Raw genomic sequence first — 21,166 nt, forward strand, 5'->3', positions numbered from 1 at the left:
AAGACAAGCATTCTTGACATAGTTTGTCAAGAATGCTTGTCTTTTCGTGGAGTCGGACTTATCCGGTGACCGGCATCGCCTCGGTCCGTGCCTCTGGATGATCGAGACAGTGCGAATGAGTGATGATGCCCTACTCCGTCACCCAGAGTTCTTCCGGCCGCGGCGAGCCGAGGGTGTACAGATCGATCCCGTGTACGTTCTCGCCGTACAGGACGGAAGGCGACGCCTTGATGTACCACACGCCCGGCACGAGTTCGGCCAATCGGGCCTGGACCGTGCTGTATGCCGCCTTGCGCTCTTCGTCCGATTCCGCAAGACGTCCGGCGTCCAACGCATCGTTGAGTGCAGGGTCGTCGAGGCCGGAGAAGTTTCCGGGCGAATCACCATGGAAGGCGGTCCACAGCGCGTAGTCCGGGTCCTGGACGATCGCGGACGAGATGATCATGTCGAAGTCACGACCACCCGCGCGGGCCGTGAGTGTGGAATAGTCCGCGACCTCGACTGCGACCTCGACATTGTCGAAGGCATTCAGCTGCGCTTGCAACGCCTCGCCCGCCGCCCGGGATTCCTGCGTCGGATAGGACAGGAAGGTGAACGACAGCGGCTTGCCGTCGGCCGCCAGTTCATCGAACAGTACCTGAGCGGCATCCTTGTCGTGTGTCCACAACGGAACGTCCTCGAAGAACGGCGAACCGTCCACGAACAGGTAATCCGCAACCTCGCCGACTCCGTTGTACACCACCGAATTCAGGGCATCACGGTCGACGGCCATGGAGACCGCCTGCCTGGCCCTGACATCGTCGAACGGTGCGCGCGCCGCGTTCATCACCATGATCTGACCACCGCCGGTGGGCACGAGCTCGGTGCCCACACCCGCCTGCTCGGCCTTGTCGAGGGTGGCCCAACTGGCTTCCGACGCCAGGTCTGCAGTACCGGTGGAGACGGCATTGAATCGCTGGCTCGTGTCCGCCACGGTGGTTATCCGCAGCGTGTCGAGATACGGCTTGGGCGCATCCCAGTAGTTCGGGTTCTTCTCCAGTTCGATCGCACCCTGACGGACCCAATCGACCAGGGTGAACGGCCCGGCCCCGACCGGGTTCTCGTCGAATGCCTCACGCCCCTTCTCGAGAGCGGTCGGCGAGGCGATCCAATTCATCGAAGTGGTGAGCATGCTCTGCGGGAAGTGCGGGTTGGGGCTCACCAGCGCAACCGACACCGTCGTGGGATCCTTCACCTCGACTCCAGCGATCTGACCCGCCACCCGGATCGCAGTGGAGCCGAGAGACGGATCGCGAAGCCGGTCCCAGTTGTACTTGACCGCGGCGGCATCGAACGGCGTGCCGTCGGTGAACGTGAGGTCCGGGCGCAGCGTGAGGGTGAAGGTTGCGCCCCCATCGGTGCTGGCGAAGTCGGTGGCCATCACATATTCGATCTCCTGCGTCTCCAGATCGTTGACGATCAGTGAGCCGTAGAGGGCGTTGCCCAGAGCGGGCTGGTGTGCATAGGTGTTCGACAACGCGGCAGGGTCGAGACTGCGCGGTTCACCCATCTGGATGACATCGAGAGAACCACCCGCCACCGGGTCCGTCGTTTCTTCGAGGCTCCCTGAACCGGAAGTTCCTGTACCGGAGTTGTCGGCACCGCTGCCACCACAGGATGTCGAGATCAGCGCGGTGGCGCATGCCACCACCACCACTGCAAGCACACGTTTCGATCGGAGCATTTCACCCTCTCGTGGGGGGACGAGGAGCACAGGTCCCACTCTTCGAATCTGGAATGCAATTCTGAATTGTGAGAATAGGCTGTCGTCACCCCTGTGGCAAGCATCACATTCTCAGGCGACTGCAAGTCACCCCGGTCGCGCGCCATCCGGCCCGCAGCGTCACCTGCTCCCGATCTTGCGGGGACATCCCTGCGAGATTAGTCTTCTCGCAAAGCAGTAAGGAGATTTTCGTCACATGCCAACCGGTCGACCGGGTCGGTCCGGACACACACCGTGGCGCAGCTCCGCAGCACGAATTCTTGTCCCGCAGGCTCACGAGAGGATAAAGATGAACATCGATGACATGGTGATGGTCAGCATCGACGACCACGTGGTCGAACCCCGGGACATCTTCGAGAAGCACTTTCCGAAGAGCCTTATGGACCAGGCCCCGACGCTGACCGCCCACCCCCGCAACCCCAACGTCGAAGCATGGCTGTTCCAGGGTTCTGTCGTCGGCAGTTCCGGCCTCAACGCCGTCGTCTCCTGGCCCAAAGAGGAATGGGGCATGGACCCCACCGGCTACGCAGAAATGCGACCCGGCGTCTACGACATGGACATGCGCGTCCGCGACATGGACGCCAACGGCACCCTCGCCGCCACACTGTTCGCCACCTTCCCCGGCTTCGCAGGCACCCACCTCGCCACCCTGCCCGACAAGAAGCTCTCCCTCGCGGCATTGAAAGCCTTCAACGACTGGGTCGTCGGCGAAGTCCCCGACACCCACCCCGGACGCTTCATCCCCCTCGGCATCATCCCGTTCTACGACGTCGACGAATCCGTCACGGAAATCCACCGCCTCGCCGCCATGGGCTGCCGCTCCATCTCCATCCCCGAAACCCCCTACGGCGTCGGCGACGGCTACCCCGACTTCAAATCCGGATACTGGGACCCGATCTTCAAGGCCTGCGTCGAGCACAACATCGTGCTCAGCCTGCACATCGGCGGCGGCATGGGCCTGGTCAAACGCCCCACGGGTTTCGACCTCGACGACATGATGGTCCTCACCCCGCTGATCTCGACGATCTCCGCGACCGACATGATGCTCAGCGGCGCATTCCAGAAGTTCCCCGACCTCAAGGTCGCCATGAGCGAAGGCGGCGTCGGCTGGGTCGCCCCCTGGCTCGACCGCCTCGAACGCCACATCGTCAACCAGTCCTGGACCGGCGCGAGTTTCCTGCCGAAAGGTATGTCGCCCACCGACGTGTGGAAGAACAACTTCCTCGCCTGCTACATAACCGAGCCCAGCGGCCTGAACAACCGACAGCGTCTCGGCATCGACACCATCGCCTGGGAATGCGATTACCCCCATTCGGATTCCACCTGGCCGCGCTCGCCGGAGATGCTGATGGAGGAACTCGTCGCGGCCGAGCTCACCGACGAGGAGATCGACAAGGTCACCTTCGAGAACGCCGCGCGGTTCTTCAGCTGGGATCCGTTCGAGCACACCCCGCGCGAGCAGGCCACCGTCGGTGCCCTGCGTGCCCGCGCGAAGGACGTGGACGTCAGTGAAACGTCCAAGCAGGAGTACCGCCGGCGATACGAGCTCGCAAGTTCGGCAGCGGCCGGTTCGTAACCGTCCGGGAGCTCGGATGCGCGGTGCCCGCCGAACGAGATCGGCGGGCACCGCGTGTCGTAGTGGACCTTCCTGTGGAATGCTCCGCCCGGAAACTGAAGCGTCAGGCGTCCTTACGCCATAGCAACGCGTGCAGGCATTCGACCGCCTCCTCCGGCGATTCGACGTCGAGTACGCCCCCCGCGGGCATCTTCCAGCCTCCGATCGACACGACCGGTACGCCGGTGCGTACGGCCAACGCGATCTCGCTCATCGTTCCCCAGCTCCCGCCGACAACGACGAGCGCGTCGCTGCTGCGCACGAGCAGGGCGTTACGCATCTCTCCCAGGCCGGTCGGGATCGCAACCGTCAGGTACGGATTACCCACGACCCGGTCGTCGTCGGGAAGCAACCCGAGCGTTGTCCCACCCGCCTCGATCGCCCCCCGGGAGGCCGCGGCCATGACCCCGCCAAGCCCGCCGGTGACCACGACTGCTCTGCGGCCGGCGAGCAGACCGCCGACCTGACGGGCGACTCGCCGTTGCTCGGGTGTCGCCTCACCCGGACCGACGACACCGACATAGCGCTGCGAATGCATATCGGGATTGTCCACTACCCCAAGGGTGAAAGGGCACCTATCCCCGGTTTTCGGGTTCCACCGGCAGGGGATCTCATATCACCTCGGGAAGGCACGCACCCTGGTGACATGTCCGCTTCCCACCATTCGACTCGTCTGCGGCACGCTACCGTGTATACCGACGACGGCGTGCCCCTCGCAGTCACCGCCGCCGGCCCCGACACAGCGGAACTGACGTTCGTGTTCGTGCACGGCCACTGTCACGACACCGACATCTGGACTCGGTTGCGTCAGGCCCTGCCCTTCGCGATGGGTCGGTCGGTGCGGATGGTGTTCTTCGATCATCGTGGCCACGGCCGGTCCGGTGCAGCGCCCGCCGAGACGTACACCCTCGACCGGATCGGGCGCGATCTGGGTGTGGTGCTCGACGCCGCCACTTCCGGGCCCATCGTCCTGGTGGGGCATTCGATGGGCGGCATGGCGATCCTGTCCTACGCTCGTCAACATTCGACCGACATCGGCACGCGCGTCGTGGGAGTCGCATTGATCTCCACCGCGGCCGACGATCTCGCGCTTTCCGGGCTCGGGCGGTATCTGCACAGCCCGGTGGTGGAGTTGTTCCGCCGGGCTGTGTCCCGGGCACCGGAGACCACACAGCGAATCGCGCGGTGGAGTGGCCGAGTGGGATTGCCCGTAGCCGGTGCGTTGCATCGTCGCCGCACCGTGTCGCCGAAGTCGGATGCTTGGCTGCTTACGGTGCTCGCATTGCTGTGTAGCGACACGTCGGTGGTCACGATCGCGGGCTTTCTCCGATCCTTCGCAGTGCTCGACGAAGCAGCGGCCCTCTCCGTTCTGACTCACCTCCCGTCACTTGTTCTGTGCGGATCCCACGACGAGCTGACACCGTTCGTGTTGTCCGTCGGTGTGGCGGCGCGGCTGGCACACTCGCAACTCGTACGCATCGAGGGTGCCGGTCATTCGGTCACGGTCGAGCATCCCGACGCGGTGGCCGCTGCGCTCAGGGATCTGGCCGATCGGGTGTCCCGTGCCCGAACAACCACAACACAGGTCACAGGTCGCGTTCGCTGACCACACCTGTGTGCATTGCAAGTTCGGCGAGACGCACTCGCTTGCGGTTCTGCGGTAGATCCTCGACTCCGAACTTCGCGAACAGTGTCCGCAGATGTGTTTTCACGGCGTCCACACTGAGATACATCTCCGAAGCGATGGTCTGGTTCGACGCGGGCGACGCGAAGGCCACCCCGTGTTTGTACGGACGACACAGCGCACGCAGGACCCCGCGCTGGGTCTCCGTCAACGAGTTCACCGTGGGTAGTTCTGTGGCCATGCGGGTAGCCTCGTCGGGCCCCGCTCCGATCTCCTGGAAGCGCAGGCGGTGCGAACCGATACGGATGCTGTCGCCTTCGCGCAACCGCCGGCGCCCCGCGATCCGCTCACCGTTGACGAAAGTTCCGTTGCGCGAAAGTCCGTCGTCGAGGATGGTCCAGTTGGTGCCGAGCCACTCGACCACCGCATGCAGGCGCGAGACCTCGTCGTCGCCGGGAAATGCGACATCGGCATCGGTGGCGCGGCCGATCGTCACCCGCGGAGTCTGCGACGTCAACACCACATGGTGCTGATGCCCACGTTCGTCGAGGTACGTCAGGCGCGGATCGAGCGCGTCGCTCACAGAGATCTCCTGCACACGGATCAATCGTGCGCCCGCGCGAGGTGTTCGGCAAGGACACGCTGCCACTCGTCCCACACGCTCGACGACAATGGTCAGGTGAGCCGACATCGCGACCAGAAGCCAGCTACCGATATGCCGTGCCCGTGTGGACGCGGAATCCGATACTCCGACTGCTGCGGGCGATTACTCGATGGCGGTGTCGCATCCCGACCCGAGGAGTTGATGCGGTCGCGGTACACGGCGTTCGTCCTCCGTGACACCGCCCACCTGCTACGGACATGGCATCCGTCGTCCCGGCCCGCATCGCTCGACCTCGACCCCGGCACCAGGTGGACCGGCCTCGAGGTGCTGCGGACGACCGGCGGCGGGTTCCTTCATACCGAGGGCACGGTGGAGTTCCGGGCGCACTACACAGAGAGCGGAAGTGCCGACGTCCTGCACGAACACAGCCGTTTCGTCCGTGAAGACGGCGTCTGGCTGTACCTGGACGCAACCGGCGGCCGGTAGGTGTGGGCAGGTTTCTGCGATTCGGGTCTCAGCGCAGCAACGTCGTTCGCAGGGTGTCGGCGAGCCACGTGCGATACCGGTCGACGTCCCATCCGCAATCGCGCCGCAGCAACGCGTGTACCTGCGGGGAGCTGAGGGTGTAGAGCACGTCTGCAGCATGGTCGACGGTGACGTCGGTACGTAGCCATCCGCTGCGGTGCAGCCCTTCGGCGAGGGTTCGCGCATTCTCTGCGGTAGCGCGCGCGTCGTCCTCGGCAAACCGCAACATGTCGGGGTCGGCGCCCGACGATTCGATCGACGTGATGAGTAGGCCACCGGCACGCTCGAGCATCGCCGCTCCATACCCCACCACCTGGTCGATGACGGCGGCTGCGGCGCCGGACGCGCGCGGTGACCGCGACCGAGGCGAGCCGGGAGCACTCAGGTCGGCGTCGGCCGCATCACCGGTGACGGCGGCGTCGAGCGCTTCCCGGAACAGCTGGGCTTTGCCCTCCGGGAAGGCGGTGAAGACCGTTCGCACTGCGACACCCGCTTCGGCGGCGATCTGTTTGACGGTGGTGCTCACGTACCCGCTGCGCTCGAACAACGTCGCCGCGGCATCTCGGATCGTTGTGCGTGTGCGGCGCGCAGCCTCATCCCGCAACGGTGAACTGTACGTTCTCTTGGCTGCCGACATCGAGATCAGCCTAACAGTATCGACTGCATCGCCGGTGCACCGGAAAGATGCTGCGCCACGCTCACGAACAGGGCATGCTTGGCCTCGTGCACACCTTCGAGGTCTGGGCTCCGATCCCGTCGACCGTTCGCCTCCACGTCGACGGCGAGCTCCATCCGATGGATCGGGGGGACGACGGCTGGTGGCGCGCCGACGTCGATGCCTCACCCGGGTCCCGCTACGGTTACGTTCTCGACGACGACGAGACCGTACTGCCCGACCCCCGTTCCCAGCGGCAGCCGGACGGCGTACACGGACTGTCGCAGTTACACGGGATCGATCCCGACTACTGGACCGACCGCGCCTGGACCGGAAGACAACTCGCAGGCAGCGTGCTCTACGAACTGCACATCGGCACGTTCACCGAGAAAGGCACCCTCGACGCCGCCATAGAGCATCTCGACGACCTCGTGGCCCTCGGAATCGACTTCGTCGAGTTGATGCCTGTCAATGCCTTCAACGGCCCCCGCGGATGGGGTTACGACGGCGTGCTCTGGTACGCGGTCCACGAGCCGTACGGCGGCCCCGACGCACTGCAACGGTTCGTCGATGCCGCCCACGCCCACGGTATCGGTGTGGCGCTCGACGTGGTCTACAACCATCTCGGCCCCTCGGGGAACTACCTGGGCCGATTCGGTCCCTATGTGTCGGAGAAACCGGGAACCTGGGGCGAGAGCATCAATCTCGACGGTCCCGGATCCGGTGAGGTGCGTCGCTACATCATCGACAACGCCCTGCGCTGGTTCAGCGAGTTCCACATCGACGCGCTCCGACTCGACGCCACCCACGCGCTGATCGATCAGACCGCGGTGCATGTGCTCGAGGAGCTGTCGGTCGAAACTCTGCGTCTATCCGCCCATCTCCGTCGTCCCCTGAGCCTGATCGCCGAGAGCGACCTCAACGATCCCCGAACGATCACACCACGGTCCGCAGGCGGATACGGCATGCACGCACAGTGGGACGACGACATCCACCATGCGATTCACACCGCAGTCTCCGGCGAGAGCCAAGGCTACTACGGTGATTTCGGCTCCCTCGAATGTCTGGCCCGTACCCTCGGGCACGGCTTCTTCCACGCGGGCACGTTCTCGTCGTTCCGTGGCCGCGTGCACGGACGCCCACTCGACGTGCGGCGGGTACCTGCCAGTTCGCTGCTCGCGTACACGTGCACCCACGATCAGGTCGGCAACCGAGCCCGCGGCGACCGGCCGGGCGGCTATCTCGATCGGGGGCAACTCGCGGTGAAGGCCGCACTCGTTCTCACCTCGCCGTACACCCCGATGTTGTTCATGGGCGAGGAATGGGGGGCAAGCACCCCGTTCCAGTACTTCACCTCGCACCCCGAACCCGAACTCGCCAGGGCCGTCGTCGAGGGACGCCGACGCGAGTTCGGTGAACACGGATGGGACATCGACGATGTGCCGGATCCTCAGGACCCGGAGACCTTCCGCCGGTCGATCCTTCGCTGGGACGAGCGCACCGATCCCGAGCATGCGCGCTTGCTCGACTGCTACCGGCAACTGCTCGAGTTGCGTCGCTTCCGCGCCGAACTCACCGACCCCTGGCTCGAGCACCTGCAGTTGACGTACGACGAGGACGAACGCTGGATCGTGGTGCATCGCGGTGCGATTCGCGTGGTATGCAATCTCGGTGGCGACCCTGTGACCGTTCCTGTCGGTGGCCGACCACTGCTCTGGTGGGACGACCCCGTCATGAACCGGACGAAATCGGCAGTACTGGTGCCGGGACATTCGTTCGTCATACTCGAATCCTGAACTGTCGGTTGACCGAACAGTCAACATCTGCCGAACATCTGCCCACAGGGACCCTCTTGATCGAGCCTCGAGACCACGCGTACCGTCAGGAATAGCGCCGAAATTTTTCGAGGTGAATCGTGATGGAACCCAAGAAAGTACTGGCGAGCGCCTTTCTCACGACCGCTCTTGTCTTCACACCGATGGCCGTGGCCACCGCAGCCCCGGCAACGGACTCGGCTCCGGGCGTAGTCGATGTCAGACACAACGACCGCGGCTGGGGTCACGACCGAGGAGGGCACCACGACAACAATTGGAACAAGGACCGCAACCACCGCGATTGGGATCGCGGACACAACGATTGGAATCGCGGGAACTTCTGGCGTCCGAATTGCTTCTGGTTCGGCCCCTGGCTCGTATGCATGCCCTGGTGAGTTCGGGCAACGAATCCTACGTGAGGTAGCGGTAGGCGGGTGAACCCGGCTCGAGTCGGCCTGCCTCGAGCGGCGAGGTGTCCATTCGATACAAGAGCGCCGAAAGGTCTTCCGCTGCACCGAGTTCGATACCGACCAACGCCGCACCGGTCTCGCGGTTGTTGCGTTTGACGTACTCGAACAGGGTGATGTCGTCATCGGGGCCGAGCACTTCGTCGAGGAACCGCCGCAGCGCTCCCGGCTCCTGAGGGAAGTTCACGAGGAAATAGTGCTTGAGACCCCGGTGAACGAGTGATCGTTCGACGATCTCTCCGTACCGGGACACGTCGTTGTTGCCTCCGGAGACCAGACACACGACCGTTGCACCCGGTTCGATCGACAGATCCTCGAGCGCCGCGACCGCGAGTGCGCCCGCGGGTTCGGCGATGATGCCCTCGTTCTGGTAGAGGTCGAGCATCGACGTGCACACCGCACCCTCGTCGACCTGGGTCATGCCGAATGGGGCGTGCCCCAGACCTTCCGCACGCAGGCTCGCGACGAGCGGCAGACTCGAGTGCGACACCACCTCGGCGCCGAGTTGCGACACCACCGCGTACGGGACGTCGCCGATCCGCTTGACAGCGGCGCCGTCGACGAACGGTTCCACCTCGGGGAGGGTCACGGGGCCACCGGCGACCAGTGCAGCGGTCATGGATGCCGCACCCCGGGGTTCGACGCCGACGATCGCGGTACGGGGGGATCGCTCGCGCAGGTAGGCCGCGATACCCGCGATCAGTCCCCCACCGCCGACCGGTACCACGAGGACATCCAGGTCGCCCGGGAGCTGGTCGATGATCTCGCGCGCAATGGTCCCCTGCCCCGCTGCAGTACGGACGTCGTCGAACGGCGGGATCATGGTCGCTCCGGTGCGTTCCGCGTCGTCGGCCGCTGCAGCAGCGGCCGCGTCGAAAGTATCGCCCACGGCGATCAGTTCGACGAACTCACCACCGTGCACCTGGATGCGGTCACGCTTCTGCTTCGGGGTCCGAGCGGGCACGTAGATGCGGCCTGCGACTCTCATCGTCCGGCACGCGTACGCGACACCTTGCGCATGATTACCCGCGCTGGCCGTCACAACGCCGGCAGCACGTTCCCTATCGTCCAGCTGGGCCATCGCGTTGTAGGCGCCACGCAGTTTGAACGAGCGCACACGCGTCAGATCCTCGCGCTTGAGGTAGACGTGCGCACCGGTGAGAGCCGACAGCCGAGGGCTCAGTTCGATAGGGGTGGGTGACACTGCCTCCGCAATTCGCTCCGCCGCAATGTCGATATCGGCCGCAGTCGGGACGGCAGTCATGTGCGTTGGTTCAGCGGTTCGCGAGGTGGAGGTCACTGTTCAATGCTGCCACTTGCCGCTCGGACTGCCCACGCGACCCCCTTCGCGGTCGGTCAGGATCGGAACTGGGACGGTCTCGGCAGGTTGCGGATATTCGATTTCGCCATCTTCACCGCTTCACCCACCCCTTCGTTCATCACCAGCCTCGACATGGCGAGAGCGAAGCCCTTCACCTGCTCACCGGTGATCGTCGGGGGGAGCGACAGCGCCAGCGGATCGGTCACGACGTCGATCAGCGCCGGTCCGGGATGAGCGAATGCGCCGCGCAGTGTCTGCTCCACCTCCCCTGGGTCCGCTACTCGGCGCGCGTAGAACCCGAGCGCTTCGGCCACCCGCGCATAGTCGACTGCCGGCACATCCACGCCGAAGTCTGCGAGGCCGTCGACGAGCATCTCGAGTTTCACCATGCCGAGGGTCGCGTTGTCGAACAGGACGATCTTGACCGGTAACCGATGCATGACCACGGTGATCAGTTCCCCGAGCAACATCGACAGACCACCGTCTCCGCTGACGGAGATCACCTGCCGGTCGGGTGCCGCGAACTGGGCACCGATCGCGTGCGGCAGCGCATTGGCCATCGACCCGTGCAGTGCGGACGACAGAAAACGTCGGCGACCGTTCGGGGTGAGATACCGGGCAGACCACACGTTGCACATACCGGTATCGGCAGTGAACACCGCGTCGTCGGAGGCGAGGTCGTCGAGAATCGACGCGACGTACTCGGGGTGAATCGGCTTCCGCTGCTTGACAGGTGTCGTGTACGCGCCGACCACCTTGTCCATCAGATCGCGGTGACGCTCGAGTGTGCGCTCGAGGAACTTCCGGTCGGTCTTGCGCCGAATCAGCGGTTTCAACGCCTGCAAGGTCGAGGCGGTGTCGCCGTGCACTGCGAGATCCAACTCGGTGCGACGGCCGAGCCTGCTCGCATCGATGTCGATCTGCGCCGTGCGCACGTCCGGGAGGAACTGCTCGTAGGGGAAGTCGGTGCCGATGAGCAACAGCAGGTCGGCACCGTGCATGCCGTCGTGTGCGGCGCCGTAGCCGAGTAGGCCGGTCATTCCTACATCGAACGGGTTGTCGTACTGGATCCATTCCTTGCCGCGCAGGCTGTGCCCGATCGGCGCTGCCACTGTCTCCGCGAGGTCCAAGACCTCTTCGCGTGCACCGCGAACACCCGCGCCAGCGAAGATCGCGATCTTGTCGGCGGCATCGATCGCCTCGGCCAGCGCTCGTACGTCCGATTCTGCGGGCACGACGGTCGGGGCACTTGTACGGACCAGTCGCGGCGCCGGCCCTTCCGAGGGCAGTGCCGCGATGTCACCGGGCAGGGTGACGACGGCGACACCCGGTCCGGCGAGTGCGTGCGACATCGCGCTCTGCAGCACCCGAGGAGCTTGCGCTGCAGCGCTGATCAGCTCGGTGTAGGTGGAGCATTCGACGAACAGACGGTCGGGATGGGTTTCCTGAAAGTATCCGGAGCCGATCTGGGTGGACGGAATGTGTGAGGCGATGGCCAGCACCGGCGCTCCGGATCTGTGCGCGTCGTAGAGCCCGTTGATCAGATGCAAGTTGCCCGGCCCACAAGATCCCGCACACACCGCCAGCTCCCCGGTGAGCTGTGCATCCGCCGCAGCAGCGAATGCCGCAGCCTCCTCATGACGCACGTGGATCCAGTCGATACCGCCCGACGCGGTGCCGCCGGTGCGACGCACGGCATCCACGACCGGGTTCAGACTGTCACCGACGATCCCGTAGATGCGGCGCACACCCGCATCGACAAGTTGACCGACCAGCTGATCCGCGACGGTCCGCGCAGCCATGCCCGGCCTACTTCCGTTCGAGGACGAAAACGGGGATCTGGCGATCGGTCTTGGCCTGGTAGTCGGCGTAGTCGGGGAATGCAGCCACCGCTCGGTCCCACCACAGCGTCTTCTCGTCGCCGTGCAGTTCGCGCGCCACCATGTCATACACTTCGGTACCGTCTCGCAGTTCCACCTGAGGGTTCGCAACGACGTTGTGGTACCAGACGGGATGTTTCGGTGCCCCGCCGAGCGAGGCCACAACCGCGTACTCCCCGTCGTGTTCGACTCGCATCAACGGAGTCTTGCGTACTTTTCCGGTCTTGGCGCCGCGCGTGGTGAGGACGACGACGGGCTTGCCATTGAGGGTGGTACCGGCGGTACCGCCGGAAGACTCGTAGGCTTCGACCTGGTCGGCGGCCCATTTCGACGGGCTGGGTTCGTATTCTCCGGTGAGAGGCATACATACCAGTGAACACCGCGGGGTGATCCGACACACCCAGGACCAGAAGTTCGTTGACCCGAATTCTTCTATGCGTCTACCCTGAAGGAAGACTTTCCTCGACCGGAGGTGCCACTCCATGACGACCCTCGACCTGCAGCCCCGCAGGACCGCTCGCGTGGCCGGTGTCGACATCGCCGGCACCGAATGGCCGCTCTACAAACTCGAGGCTCTTGCTGTCGGCGCCCTGCTGCTCATTGCCCTGTTCGTCATCACAGGTACCGCACAGATCGCTGTGCTCACCGCCGCGGCGGCCACCACCATCACGTGGTGGGTGCGCCTGGCGTACTACCGGCGCACTTCCCACTAGCGGCCACCGCCCGCGACCTCAGGTCGCGAGACATCCCGGTCCGAGCAGTGCCTTGAGGTCGCCCATCAATGCCGACGACGGTTCCACGCGCAGACTCTCGTCGAGCTTGAGCAGAGTCACCTTGCTGCCTGTGATCAGCCGGACGTGGACGTCCGCGGTGCCGGGGTGCCTGGTCAGTACATTCCTGAGCGCTCCGACCTTGTCGGGAGTGCACAACCGGGTCGGCATCGCCACCGACACCGGTTTGGCCACACCCACCTGGGAAAGATCCGGCACCGCGAGATCATTGGCGATCAACGAAATGCGGTCGTCACGGATCGACACGCGTGCTTTGACGAGCACGACCGAGTCCTCGACGACATCCATGCCGTACACCGCGTACGACTGGGGGAAGAAGAGGACCTCGATCCCACCGGTGAGATCCTCGAGCTGTGCGGACGCCCACGCAAGACCGTTCTTGTTGATACGGCGGTTCACGGAGGCGAGAATTCCGCCCACCGTGACCTGAGTGCCGTCCTTGAGACCGCCCTCGAGGATCGCCGGGATCTGTGTGTCGGCCTGAGAGGCGAGCACGTGCTCGACACCGTTGAGCGGGTGGCCGGACACGTAGAGCCCGAGCATCTCCCGCTCGAGCGCGAGAAGGTGCTTGCTGTCCCACTCCTCGTCGGGGATCCGGACGTTGAACACCGACGCAACCGATTCGTCGGCGTCCGCACCACCGAACAGATCGAACTGTCCGATGGCCTCGGCCTTCTTGGTGCTCATCACGGCATCGATGGCGTCGGCATGCACGAGCATGAGGCCCTTGCGGGGATGTTTCAGCGAGTCGAATCCGCCCGCCTTGATGAGCGATTCGGTGACCTTCTTGGTGCACGCGACCGTGTCGATCTTGCCCAGGTAGTCGGAGAAGTCGACGTACCGACCCTTCTCCTCGCGCCCCCTGACGATGGACGCCACGACATTCGTACCGACGTTGCGGACCGCGCCGAGCCCGAACCGGATGTCCTCACCGACCGAGGTGAAGTTGGTGTGCGACTCGTTGACGTCCGGCGGCAGCACCGTGATGCCCATCTTGCGGCAGTCGGACAGATACACAGCAGCTTTGTCCTTGTCGTCACCCACAGACGTCAGGAGTCCCGCCATGTACTCACCGGGGTAGTTCGCCTTAAGGTACGCCGTCCAGAAGGATACGAGGCCGTAACCGGCCGCATGGGACTTGTTGAACGCGTAGCCGGCGAACGGGAGGATAGTGTCCCACAGCGCCTTGATCGCGTCTTTGCCGTATCCGTTGGCGAGCATGCCCGCTTCGAAACCGTCGAACTCCGCGGCGAGCACTTCGGCCTTCTTCTTACCCATGGCGCGACGCAGAATGTCTGCGCGTCCGAGAGAGTAACCGGCAACCTTCTGAGCGATCTGCATGATCTGCTCCTGGTAGACGATCAGACCGTAGGTGTCCGCGAGGATCTCCTTCAGGGGCTCTTCGAGCTCCGGGTGGATCGGCTTGACTTCCTGCCGTCCGTTCTTGCGGTCCGCATAGTCGTTGTGCGCGTTCATACCCATCGGACCCGGGCGATACAACGCGAGCACTGCCACGATGTCTTCGAAACCCGTCGGTTGCATGCGCCGCAGGAGGTCGCGCATGGCGCTACCGTCGAGCTGGAACACCCCGAGGGTGTCGCCGCGCGCAAGCAGTTCGTAGGTCGCAGGATCTTCGAGCGGCAACGTGTCGAGATCGAGTTCGATCCCGCGGTTGTCCCGAATGTTGTCGATCGCATCACCGATGACGGTGAGGTTGCGCAGCCCCAGAAAGTCCATCTTGAGCAGGCCGATGGCTTCGCACGAGGGGTAATCCCAGCCGGTGATGATCGCACCGTCCTGCGCGCGCTTCCACAGTGGGATCGCATCCATCAGCGGCTCGGACGACATGATCACCGCGCACGCGTGCACACCCGCGTTGCGGATCAGACCTTCGAGTCCCTTGGCGGTCTGATAGATCTTCGCGATGTCCGGGTTCGAGTCGATGAGCGATCGGACTTCGACGGCTTCCTTGTACCGCTCGTGCGACGGGTCGGTGATGCCGGAGACCGAGATGTCCTTGGCCATGATCGGCGGAGGAAGCGCCTTGGTGATCTGGTCGGCGATGGCAAAGCCCGGCTGGCCGAACTGGACGCGTGCTGCGTCCTTGATCGCGGCCTTGGTCTTGATGGTGCCGAAGGTGATGACCTGCGCGACCTTGTCGCTGCCCCACTTCTCGGTGGCGTAGCGCACCATCTCGCCGCGACGACGATCATCGAAGTCGATATCGATATCGGGCATCGACACGCGCTCAGGATTGAGGAATCGCTCGAACAGCAGACCGTGCGGAATGGGGTCGATATTGGTGATACCCATGGCGTACGCGACGAGCGATCCTGCCGCTGAGCCTCGACCGGGGCCGACTCGGATCCCGACTTCCTTGGCGTGGTTGATCAGGTCACCGACGACGAGGAAGTAGGCGGGGAACCCCATCTCGTTGATGACACTGATCTCGTATTCGGCGCGCCGCAGGTACTCCTCGGGGACAGGCCCGTGCGGGAACCGGCGGTCGAGGCCGCGCATGACTTCCTTGTGCAGCCAGCTGGCCTGCGTCTCTCCCTCCGGAACCGGGAAGATCGGCATCCGATCGCGGTGCTCCCACACCTCCTTGTAGGACTGCACCCTCTCGCCGATCAGCACGGTGTTGTCGCATGCACCGGGAACCTGGCTGTCCCAGAGTTCGCGCATCTCCTGCGCGGACTTGAGGTAGTACCCGTCACCGTCGAACTTGAAGCGGGTGGGATCCGAGAGGGTCTTACCGGTCTGGATGCACAGCAGAGCTTCGTGGTTCTCCGCAGCGTCCTTCGTCACGTAGTGGCAGTCGTTGGTCGCCAACGGCGGGATCCCGAGCTTGTTGCTGATCTCGAGAAGCCCTTCCCGGACACGGCGCTCGATCGACAGGCCGTGGTCCATCAATTCGAGGAAGAAGTTGTCCTTGCCCCAGATCTCCTGCCATTTCGCGGCGGCTTCGAGGGCTTCGCGATCGTGCCCGAGACGCAGGCGCGTCTGGATCTCACCGGACGGGCAGCCGGTGGTCGCGATGATCCCCTCGTGGTGCTGCGCGATGAGCTCTTCGTCCATGCGGGCCCACTTGCCGAGCTGCCCCTCGATCGACGCGAGCGAAGAGAGCTTGAACAGGTTGCGCAGGCCGGTCGCGTTCTCTGCGACCATCGTCATGTGCGTGTAAGCGCCCGAGCCCGATACGTCGTCGGACTTCTGGCTGGGGTCGCCCCACTTCACGCGTTTGGTGGAGAACCGCGACTCGGGTGCGACATAGGCCTCGATCCCGATGATCGGTTTGATGCCCGCCTTCGTCGCGGAGTTGTAGAACTCACTCGCGCCGTACATGTTGCCGTGGTCGGTCATGCCGACCGCCGTCATCTCGAGCCGTTGGGCCTCGGCGAACAACGGCCCGAGCTTGGCCGCGCCGTCGAGCATCGAGTACTCGGTGTGATTGTGCAGATGAACGAACGAGTCAGCCACGCGTGCCTCTCCCGGTAAGTCTGTGGGCAACGACGAGTCTAGGCGCTCGGCACGACGCCACCGGACAGGCACACCGGTGTCCGACGGCACACCGGTGAGGCGCGCTATTCGTCGCTCGTGGCTGCCATCCGAAGGCCTCGCTCACGCCGCACCCGGATCAGCGCGTCGGTGCTGAACACCACCAGCGCCGCCCATATCAATGCGAATCCGATCCACCGTGACGCCGGCATGTCCTCGTGCAGGACGAGGACACCCCATGCCATCTGCAGACTGGGTGTGAGGTACTGCAGCATGCCCATCGTCGCGAGTGGCACCCGATGCGCCGCAGCCCCGAACAGCAACAACGGCACCGCAGTCACCAGACCCGCCGACATCAGCAACAGCGAATGCCCGATGCCGTACCCGACAAAGGTTCCGGAACCGGTGACGCCGAGAAAGACGAGATAGGCCACTGCGAAGGGCATCGCTACGACGCCTTCGCCTGCCAGAGACGTCCGCGGGTCGAGAGGCACGATCTTCTTGATCACGCCGTAGGACGCGAACGAGAACGCCAGGATCAGCGCGAGGAACGGGGGGCGCCCGTAATCGACGGTGATCACGACCACTGCGACGGCAGCGGCGATCAGTGCCACGATCTGCGCGGGCCGGAGCCGCTCGCGGAAGAACAACACACCGAACACGACACTCACGAGCGGGTTGATGAAGTATCCGAGTGCGGCTTGGATGACCTGACCGGAGACCACCGCGTAGATATAGACACCCCAGTTGACGGCGATCGCCGTCGAGGCTGCCGCAACGAGCGCCCAGGTCCGCGCTCCGAGATGACGCAGGCCGGACAGACGACCGAGAATCGCGAGCAGAATCAGCATCAGGACGAGCGTCCACACCACGCGATGGGCGAGGATCTCCACCGCCCCCGCGGGCGCGAGCAACCCAAAGAAGGCGGGGAACAGGCCCCAACTCAGGTAGGCGCCGATTCCGCACAGAACTCCGGTCGCCGGCAGAGGACGTGCGAACGCTGACACCGACCAACCGTACGGCGTGGGCAGCAGAAGGACCGCTCGGACCTCCGGGTATTCCTCCATCCCCCGGAGGGAAGGAAGGCGTTCTCCGTCAGCACCTCTCGATGACTGGCCCTGACAACCGCCCGTCGGCGACGATACGTCCGCTGCAGCAAGGCCCTCCAGATCAGGGCCCTTCACTCACCAGTTCACTTCCCGCCGACGTGATTTCGTAGTACCTCGATCCGCCCATGCGAGAGGAGGCGATCGCCACGAGGTTCGCCGCCACGCCGTCCTCCTCCAGACGGTAGAAGAAGCCGCCGTACATGCCCGGCACCTGGAAGAAGATGTCGTCTCGGCCCACCTCCAGCAACGGCTGAAGCTCGGGTAGCCGCAGCGGGTACCGCTCGATCAGCGCCGCCTCCTGACTGCGAATCATCGCGTGCAGGTGCTGTTGGATCTTCATCAGCACACCGTGCGGAACGATGCGTACGAGCCGCGGCGCGAGCGCTGCCGCCGCCTTGTCGTGGCCGCGTCCGACTGCGACGTCGACTGCCCGCTCGCCACGAGCGTTCTCCAGGGTGCGCCAGGCGCCTCGGGTTACGAGGTCCTTGATCACCTCGGTCGGCGCGTTACTGTACGCAGCCTGGTGAAGGGGCGCGAAGAGCGACGCTCCACCTGGCCTCGAGGTGTTCACCAGTTGCGGAGATTCGTCCAACAACTCCATGACAGCACTCCAGTCGCATCGTTTCGCAGCGTCGGCGAGCGCATGTCGCGTGCGAAGCACGTCAGGGGGCAACAGGGCTTCGGCCGGCTGGGCCAGGCCATCCCAGGTCAACGTCATCTCCGGGGTTCCTCCTTCAGGTAGGTGAGTGTGCATGCCTTGGTCCGGCGACGATCCTGACGGCGACTCCTGATGTCGGACAGGCCGATGAGCTGTGCCTTCTTCCGGTCGTCCCGCTCGGTCTCCTGAGCGGGACAGACGTGCACGACGACGGTCTCCTCTGCCGGTTTGGCCCCGGTGCGGTCGTCGATGGGCACCGCTTTGAGGCCGAGGTTGGAGAAGGCCGCGGTGTGGATGTCCTTCTTGTCGTTGAGGACGACGGAAACCTTGTCGATTACGCGGTGACGGCCACGATCACGGATCGTCGACTTCACCAGTTCGGCTTCGCCGCGATGCACTCAGTGCTGGAACAGGATGTTGCGCACGCTCTCGATGCCGGCGTCGATCGTCGCTTCGTCGTCGGTGGCGCAGTACTGGGCGAGGAGAAACTCGAGGACATACCCGGGGACGACAGCGTTGCCCCGGACGCAACCGACGAGATCCTTCCGGACGACGAGGCCGGGGAACTGCGTGTCGGCCTTGGTGTCGAGCGCGGTGAGGCGGGGCTGCTCGGCTGCGGGGTCGTAGGCGGTATCGGTCACCGTTCTCCATCTTCCTGCATGGTGTCGAGCTGGGTCACGCGCGCCCAGGATTCGCGAACAATCGCCGTGGCCGCTCGGGCGGTCACGTCCAGTCGGGTCTGGCCCGCCAGTTGAGCTGTCCAGTCGGCCTCGTCTGGCGGAGTCGCGAACAGTTCGCGGGTGGGAAGCCTGTTCGTCGGCCCGTGTCGCGCGTACAGCACGGCGGCGTCGCCGTCGATTGCGCCGAGTGCTGCCAGCGACCACAGGTCCCAGAGGTCCCGGGATGCGCGTCGGTGGTGCCAGGTCGTGGTCTTCGACGCGACGAAAGCCGGGAGTGTCGGCACCCACAGCTGCGCGTGAGCAGCGTCGCCGTAGCGTTGTTCGATGCTGCGCAGTTCAGCAGGCCAGACTGTCCGGTCCTTCGACGACAGCAGTTGCACCTTCACCGACAGGCCGCCGTCGGTTCGGAGGAACGCAGGTTCTGTGTCTCGCACCTCGCTCAGCGCGGGCTCCCAACTCAATCGCCCGTGGGTTCGCGAAACAGCCCGCGGAAGCACCGAGTCGATGTCCGTCGCCAGTGTGGTGCGATTGCCGAGAGCGACCAGGTCGATGTCCTCGCTGAGGCGACCGTTCACCAGGTGGGTGCGGGCGAGCGCGGTGCCGCCGATGAAGTGGAGTCGATCCGCGAAAGGCGCGGAGAGCGCGGCGAGCAGGTGTGAGACCAGGTGGTCACGTGCCACCTGCTCCGGTGACACACCGAACCTGACTGCGACAGCGTCGCGTTCGTCCAGGTTCACGGCGTCTCCGCCCACATCTCGACACGCCGTAGGCTGGCCCCCATCCGCTGCCGCTGTGCCAGTTCTTCGAGTCGGTCGCGATCACTGCGACGGTAGAGCGTCGCAATAGCGGCGGGGATCTCTGTTTCCGAATTGCCGAGGAGTGGCCGTCGCGAAAGGTCGAGCACGGTCTGTTCGGGTGTGGTGACCAGAACGGGCCCGAGCGCGGTGTCGAGGCGTTCCGCGTCGAGCCCGTCCGTGTCGCGTTGAACGAAGCGAAGCGTGGCGGGGCGGTCGGCCAGGTCGATCGGCCGGTGCCGGTACGGGACGGCGACGATCGCGGTGGCGAGTGCTCGCGGGATGGCGCCGTGTAGCCGGGCGGCGCTGACCCCCATCGCCACCACATTGTCGGCCCCGTAGATCGTCGATGCGATCCCCGCAGCAACCGCTTCGAGACCCGGCAGCCATGCCCTTCCGACCTGATCCTGTGGGACGACGATGTAGTAGCCGTGGGCGACGCGATGCAGGACGCCTCGGTCGGCGAGCCGGGCCAGTTCAGGGCGGGGGTGGGCGTACACCTCGGTGGCGTCCCGTGGGCGGATGGTGCGCAGGGCAGTCCGTGCCAGCGCGGCCGGCAGTGGCGTTCCACGCGTCTGCTCCATCTCACCCCTTCAGTACGCATTCCGTAGGCCCCCACCCTACGAAATGCGTACTAAAAGGGCAATCACAGCGGATCGAAGAAGCCGCCGAATCCACGCTGCAGCGACGCGGTGGTGTGGCGGTACTCGGTGCGTGCCACGACAGGTGTCAGGGTTCCCCGTCGTCCGGGCCCGGCGCCACGACCTCCACGTGTTCGGGCAGCAGCGGTCTCACCGAGAACCTGCCTGCCACCGCGTCCGACGGCAACGCGTCCACAGCCCGCACCGCCGGATCGTCCGCAACCTCCCGCAGTTGCTCGCCTGTGCCCCGGACGACGAGTCCCACCACACAGGCGCACCCGCTCGCGAGCCGCTCCGCGGACACCTCGGCGACCCGGGCGGCACGGCCCGTCCCCTCGGCGGGGCCGCGCAAGCGACCTGCCGCCACACCCGGAGCCCGTCGCAGCGCCTCCGGGTGCGCCGACACCGCCACGGTGACGAGCGGGGTCTGCACCCGGTCGATCGGCACCCGGAACAGAACCTGGCCCACACGCACATTGCCGGGCAGCTCGGCAACTGCGGCGACATCCAGCGGTTCGACGAACGACACGAGTGCCCAGCTCGGGTCCTGTCCGAGTTCGGCCAGAGTCGACTCGGCGCGGCGCAGGTAGTCCGCGACCGGCTCGCCGCTGTCGGGGCCGAGCGCGTCGGTGCGCACCGACGCCGGACGGACCGGATTGAGCACACCGGCGAGGAGCACCGCGAGCACCAATGCGGCCGTCGCCGACCATGACACGATCCGGGCCATG

The 21,166-nt window shown here is 65.0% G+C and carries 19 protein-coding genes and 1 pseudogene; 6 read left to right on the forward strand and 14 right to left on the reverse strand.

Features of this window, described 5'->3' with window-relative positions; genetic code table 11:
• Positions 1–130 precede the first annotated feature (130 nt).
• Entirely contained in the window at positions 131–1,723 is a 1,593-nt protein-coding gene (locus MWU77_RS18985) for an ABC transporter substrate-binding protein (protein WP_169686480.1), read from the reverse strand.
• 328 nt (positions 1,724–2,051) lie between these two features.
• Here MWU77_RS18985 and MWU77_RS18990 point away from each other — a divergent pair, with 328 nt between their 5' ends.
• Positions 2,052–3,338: an amidohydrolase family protein gene (locus MWU77_RS18990; protein ID WP_247274491.1), complete on the forward strand. Its 1,287-nt coding sequence runs from the start codon at positions 2,052–2,054 to the stop codon at positions 3,336–3,338.
• Positions 3,339–3,441: 103 nt separating this feature from the next.
• On the opposite strand, the gene MWU77_RS18995 is transcribed toward MWU77_RS18990, so the two are convergent.
• Positions 3,442–3,987, reverse strand: coding sequence for a TIGR00725 family protein (locus tag MWU77_RS18995; RefSeq protein ID WP_308198829.1), 546 nt, complete (start codon positions 3,985–3,987; stop codon positions 3,442–3,444).
• Positions 3,988–4,023: 36 nt separating this feature from the next.
• Here MWU77_RS18995 and MWU77_RS19000 point away from each other — a divergent pair, with 36 nt between their 5' ends.
• Positions 4,024–4,983 carry an alpha/beta fold hydrolase gene (locus tag MWU77_RS19000; RefSeq protein ID WP_247274492.1) on the forward strand — a complete coding sequence of 320 codons (960 nt, stop codon included), beginning with the start codon at positions 4,024–4,026 and terminating at the stop codon, positions 4,981–4,983.
• Here the strand turns inward: MWU77_RS19000 and MWU77_RS19005 are convergent.
• Entirely contained in the window at positions 4,964–5,584 is a 621-nt protein-coding gene (locus MWU77_RS19005; RefSeq protein ID WP_247274493.1) for an FHA domain-containing protein, read from the reverse strand. The genes MWU77_RS19000 and MWU77_RS19005 overlap by 20 nt on opposite strands.
• A gap of 132 nt (positions 5,585–5,716) precedes the next feature.
• On the opposite strand from MWU77_RS19005, the gene MWU77_RS19010 reads away from it, so the two are divergent.
• Positions 5,717–6,091, forward strand: coding sequence for a YchJ family protein (locus MWU77_RS19010; RefSeq protein WP_247274532.1), 375 nt, complete (start codon positions 5,717–5,719; stop codon positions 6,089–6,091).
• Between the two features lie 28 nt (positions 6,092–6,119).
• Here MWU77_RS19010 and MWU77_RS19015 read toward each other — a convergent pair whose 3' ends face one another.
• Positions 6,120–6,767 carry a TetR/AcrR family transcriptional regulator gene (locus MWU77_RS19015; RefSeq protein WP_247274494.1) on the reverse strand — a complete coding sequence of 216 codons (648 nt, stop codon included), beginning with the start codon at positions 6,765–6,767 and terminating at the stop codon, positions 6,120–6,122.
• A gap of 86 nt (positions 6,768–6,853) precedes the next feature.
• Here MWU77_RS19015 and treZ point away from each other — a divergent pair, with 86 nt between their 5' ends.
• Both treZ and MWU77_RS19025 read left to right on the forward strand, forming a co-directional pair.
• Positions 6,854–8,581: a malto-oligosyltrehalose trehalohydrolase gene (gene treZ / locus MWU77_RS19020; protein ID WP_169686471.1), complete on the forward strand. Its 1,728-nt coding sequence runs from the start codon at positions 6,854–6,856 to the stop codon at positions 8,579–8,581.
• 122 nt (positions 8,582–8,703) lie between these two features.
• Positions 8,704–8,994 (forward strand): hypothetical protein, encoded by a 291-nt coding sequence (locus MWU77_RS19025; protein ID WP_169686470.1) that lies wholly within the window; start codon positions 8,704–8,706, stop codon positions 8,992–8,994.
• Positions 8,995–9,010: 16 nt separating this feature from the next.
• Here MWU77_RS19025 and ilvA read toward each other — a convergent pair whose 3' ends face one another.
• From ilvA to MWU77_RS19040, 3 genes are all read right to left on the reverse strand, one after another.
• Positions 9,011–10,330 (reverse strand): threonine ammonia-lyase IlvA, encoded by a 1,320-nt coding sequence (gene ilvA, locus MWU77_RS19030; RefSeq protein ID WP_247274495.1) that lies wholly within the window; start codon positions 10,328–10,330, stop codon positions 9,011–9,013.
• Between the two features lie 92 nt (positions 10,331–10,422).
• Positions 10,423–12,189, reverse strand: a complete 1,767-nt coding sequence (locus MWU77_RS19035) for a pyruvate dehydrogenase (protein WP_169686466.1) — start codon at positions 12,187–12,189, stop codon at positions 10,423–10,425.
• A gap of 7 nt (positions 12,190–12,196) precedes the next feature.
• The gene (locus tag MWU77_RS19040; protein WP_247274496.1) at positions 12,197–12,631 is read right to left on the reverse strand and encodes a nitroreductase family deazaflavin-dependent oxidoreductase; all 435 of its coding nucleotides are present in this window, start codon (positions 12,629–12,631) and stop codon (positions 12,197–12,199) included.
• A 118-nt stretch (positions 12,632–12,749) separates the two neighbouring features.
• Between MWU77_RS19040 and MWU77_RS19045 the strand changes: the two genes are divergently transcribed.
• A complete protein-coding gene (locus MWU77_RS19045; RefSeq protein WP_169686462.1) occupies positions 12,750–12,980 on the forward strand; it encodes a hypothetical protein in 231 nt (76 codons plus the stop codon).
• Positions 12,981–12,998: 18 nt separating this feature from the next.
• On the opposite strand, the gene dnaE is transcribed toward MWU77_RS19045, so the two are convergent.
• From dnaE to MWU77_RS19080, 7 genes and pseudogenes are all read right to left on the reverse strand, one after another.
• The gene (gene dnaE / locus MWU77_RS19050; protein ID WP_169686460.1) at positions 12,999–16,538 is read right to left on the reverse strand and encodes a DNA polymerase III subunit alpha; all 3,540 of its coding nucleotides are present in this window, start codon (positions 16,536–16,538) and stop codon (positions 12,999–13,001) included.
• A 104-nt stretch (positions 16,539–16,642) separates the two neighbouring features.
• Positions 16,643–17,563: an EamA family transporter RarD gene (rarD, locus tag MWU77_RS19055; protein WP_247274497.1), complete on the reverse strand. Its 921-nt coding sequence runs from the start codon at positions 17,561–17,563 to the stop codon at positions 16,643–16,645.
• A 163-nt stretch (positions 17,564–17,726) separates the two neighbouring features.
• The gene (locus MWU77_RS19060) at positions 17,727–18,383 is read right to left on the reverse strand and encodes a hypothetical protein (RefSeq protein WP_247274498.1); all 657 of its coding nucleotides are present in this window, start codon (positions 18,381–18,383) and stop codon (positions 17,727–17,729) included.
• Positions 18,380–18,964: pseudogene (locus MWU77_RS19065) on the reverse strand (anti-phage BREX system Lon protease BrxL). Before MWU77_RS19065 ends, MWU77_RS19060 begins: the two are co-directional and overlap by 4 nt.
• Complete coding sequence (locus tag MWU77_RS19070) at positions 18,961–19,740, reverse strand: nucleotidyl transferase AbiEii/AbiGii toxin family protein (protein ID WP_169686454.1); 780 nt, start codon at positions 19,738–19,740, stop codon at positions 18,961–18,963. The pseudogene MWU77_RS19065 and the gene MWU77_RS19070 overlap by 4 nt, the downstream one beginning before the upstream one ends.
• Positions 19,737–20,381 carry a type IV toxin-antitoxin system AbiEi family antitoxin gene (locus MWU77_RS19075; RefSeq protein ID WP_247274499.1) on the reverse strand — a complete coding sequence of 215 codons (645 nt, stop codon included), beginning with the start codon at positions 20,379–20,381 and terminating at the stop codon, positions 19,737–19,739. Before MWU77_RS19075 ends, MWU77_RS19070 begins: the two co-directional genes overlap by 4 nt.
• A gap of 145 nt (positions 20,382–20,526) precedes the next feature.
• Complete coding sequence (locus MWU77_RS19080) at positions 20,527–21,165, reverse strand: hypothetical protein (protein WP_169686450.1); 639 nt, start codon at positions 21,163–21,165, stop codon at positions 20,527–20,529.
• Between the last annotated feature and the right edge of the window lies 1 nt (position 21,166).

This window comes from Rhodococcus sp. F64268 (assembly GCF_023015605.1).
Lineage (GTDB): Bacteria > Actinomycetota > Actinomycetes > Mycobacteriales > Mycobacteriaceae > Rhodococcus.

Excerpts from the sequence above, each read along its gene's own strand:
- MWU77_RS19035 (WP_169686466.1), bottom strand. The coding sequence starts at position 12,189 with ATGGCTGCGCGGACCGTCGCGGATCAGCTGGTCGGTCAACTTGTCGAT.
- MWU77_RS19080 (WP_169686450.1), bottom strand. The coding sequence starts at position 21,165 with ATGGCCCGGATCGTGTCATGGTCGGCGACGGCCGCATTGGTGCTCGCG.
- MWU77_RS19060 (WP_247274498.1), bottom strand. The coding sequence starts at position 18,383 with ATGACGTTGACCTGGGATGGCCTGGCCCAGCCGGCCGAAGCCCTGTTG.
- MWU77_RS19025 (WP_169686470.1), top strand. The coding sequence starts at position 8,704 with ATGGAACCCAAGAAAGTACTGGCGAGCGCCTTTCTCACGACCGCTCTT.
- MWU77_RS19040 (WP_247274496.1), bottom strand. The coding sequence starts at position 12,631 with ATGCCTCTCACCGGAGAATACGAACCCAGCCCGTCGAAATGGGCCGCC.
- MWU77_RS19045 (WP_169686462.1), top strand. The coding sequence starts at position 12,750 with ATGACGACCCTCGACCTGCAGCCCCGCAGGACCGCTCGCGTGGCCGGT.
- MWU77_RS18985 (WP_169686480.1), bottom strand. The coding sequence starts at position 1,723 with ATGCTCCGATCGAAACGTGTGCTTGCAGTGGTGGTGGTGGCATGCGCC.
- MWU77_RS18990 (WP_247274491.1), top strand. The coding sequence starts at position 2,052 with ATGAACATCGATGACATGGTGATGGTCAGCATCGACGACCACGTGGTC.
- MWU77_RS19000 (WP_247274492.1), top strand. The coding sequence starts at position 4,024 with ATGTCCGCTTCCCACCATTCGACTCGTCTGCGGCACGCTACCGTGTAT.
- MWU77_RS19075 (WP_247274499.1), bottom strand. The coding sequence starts at position 20,381 with ATGGAGCAGACGCGTGGAACGCCACTGCCGGCCGCGCTGGCACGGACT.
- MWU77_RS19015 (WP_247274494.1), bottom strand. The coding sequence starts at position 6,767 with ATGTCGGCAGCCAAGAGAACGTACAGTTCACCGTTGCGGGATGAGGCT.
- MWU77_RS19010 (WP_247274532.1), top strand. The coding sequence starts at position 5,717 with ATGCCGTGCCCGTGTGGACGCGGAATCCGATACTCCGACTGCTGCGGG.
- ilvA (WP_247274495.1), bottom strand. The coding sequence starts at position 10,330 with ATGACTGCCGTCCCGACTGCGGCCGATATCGACATTGCGGCGGAGCGA.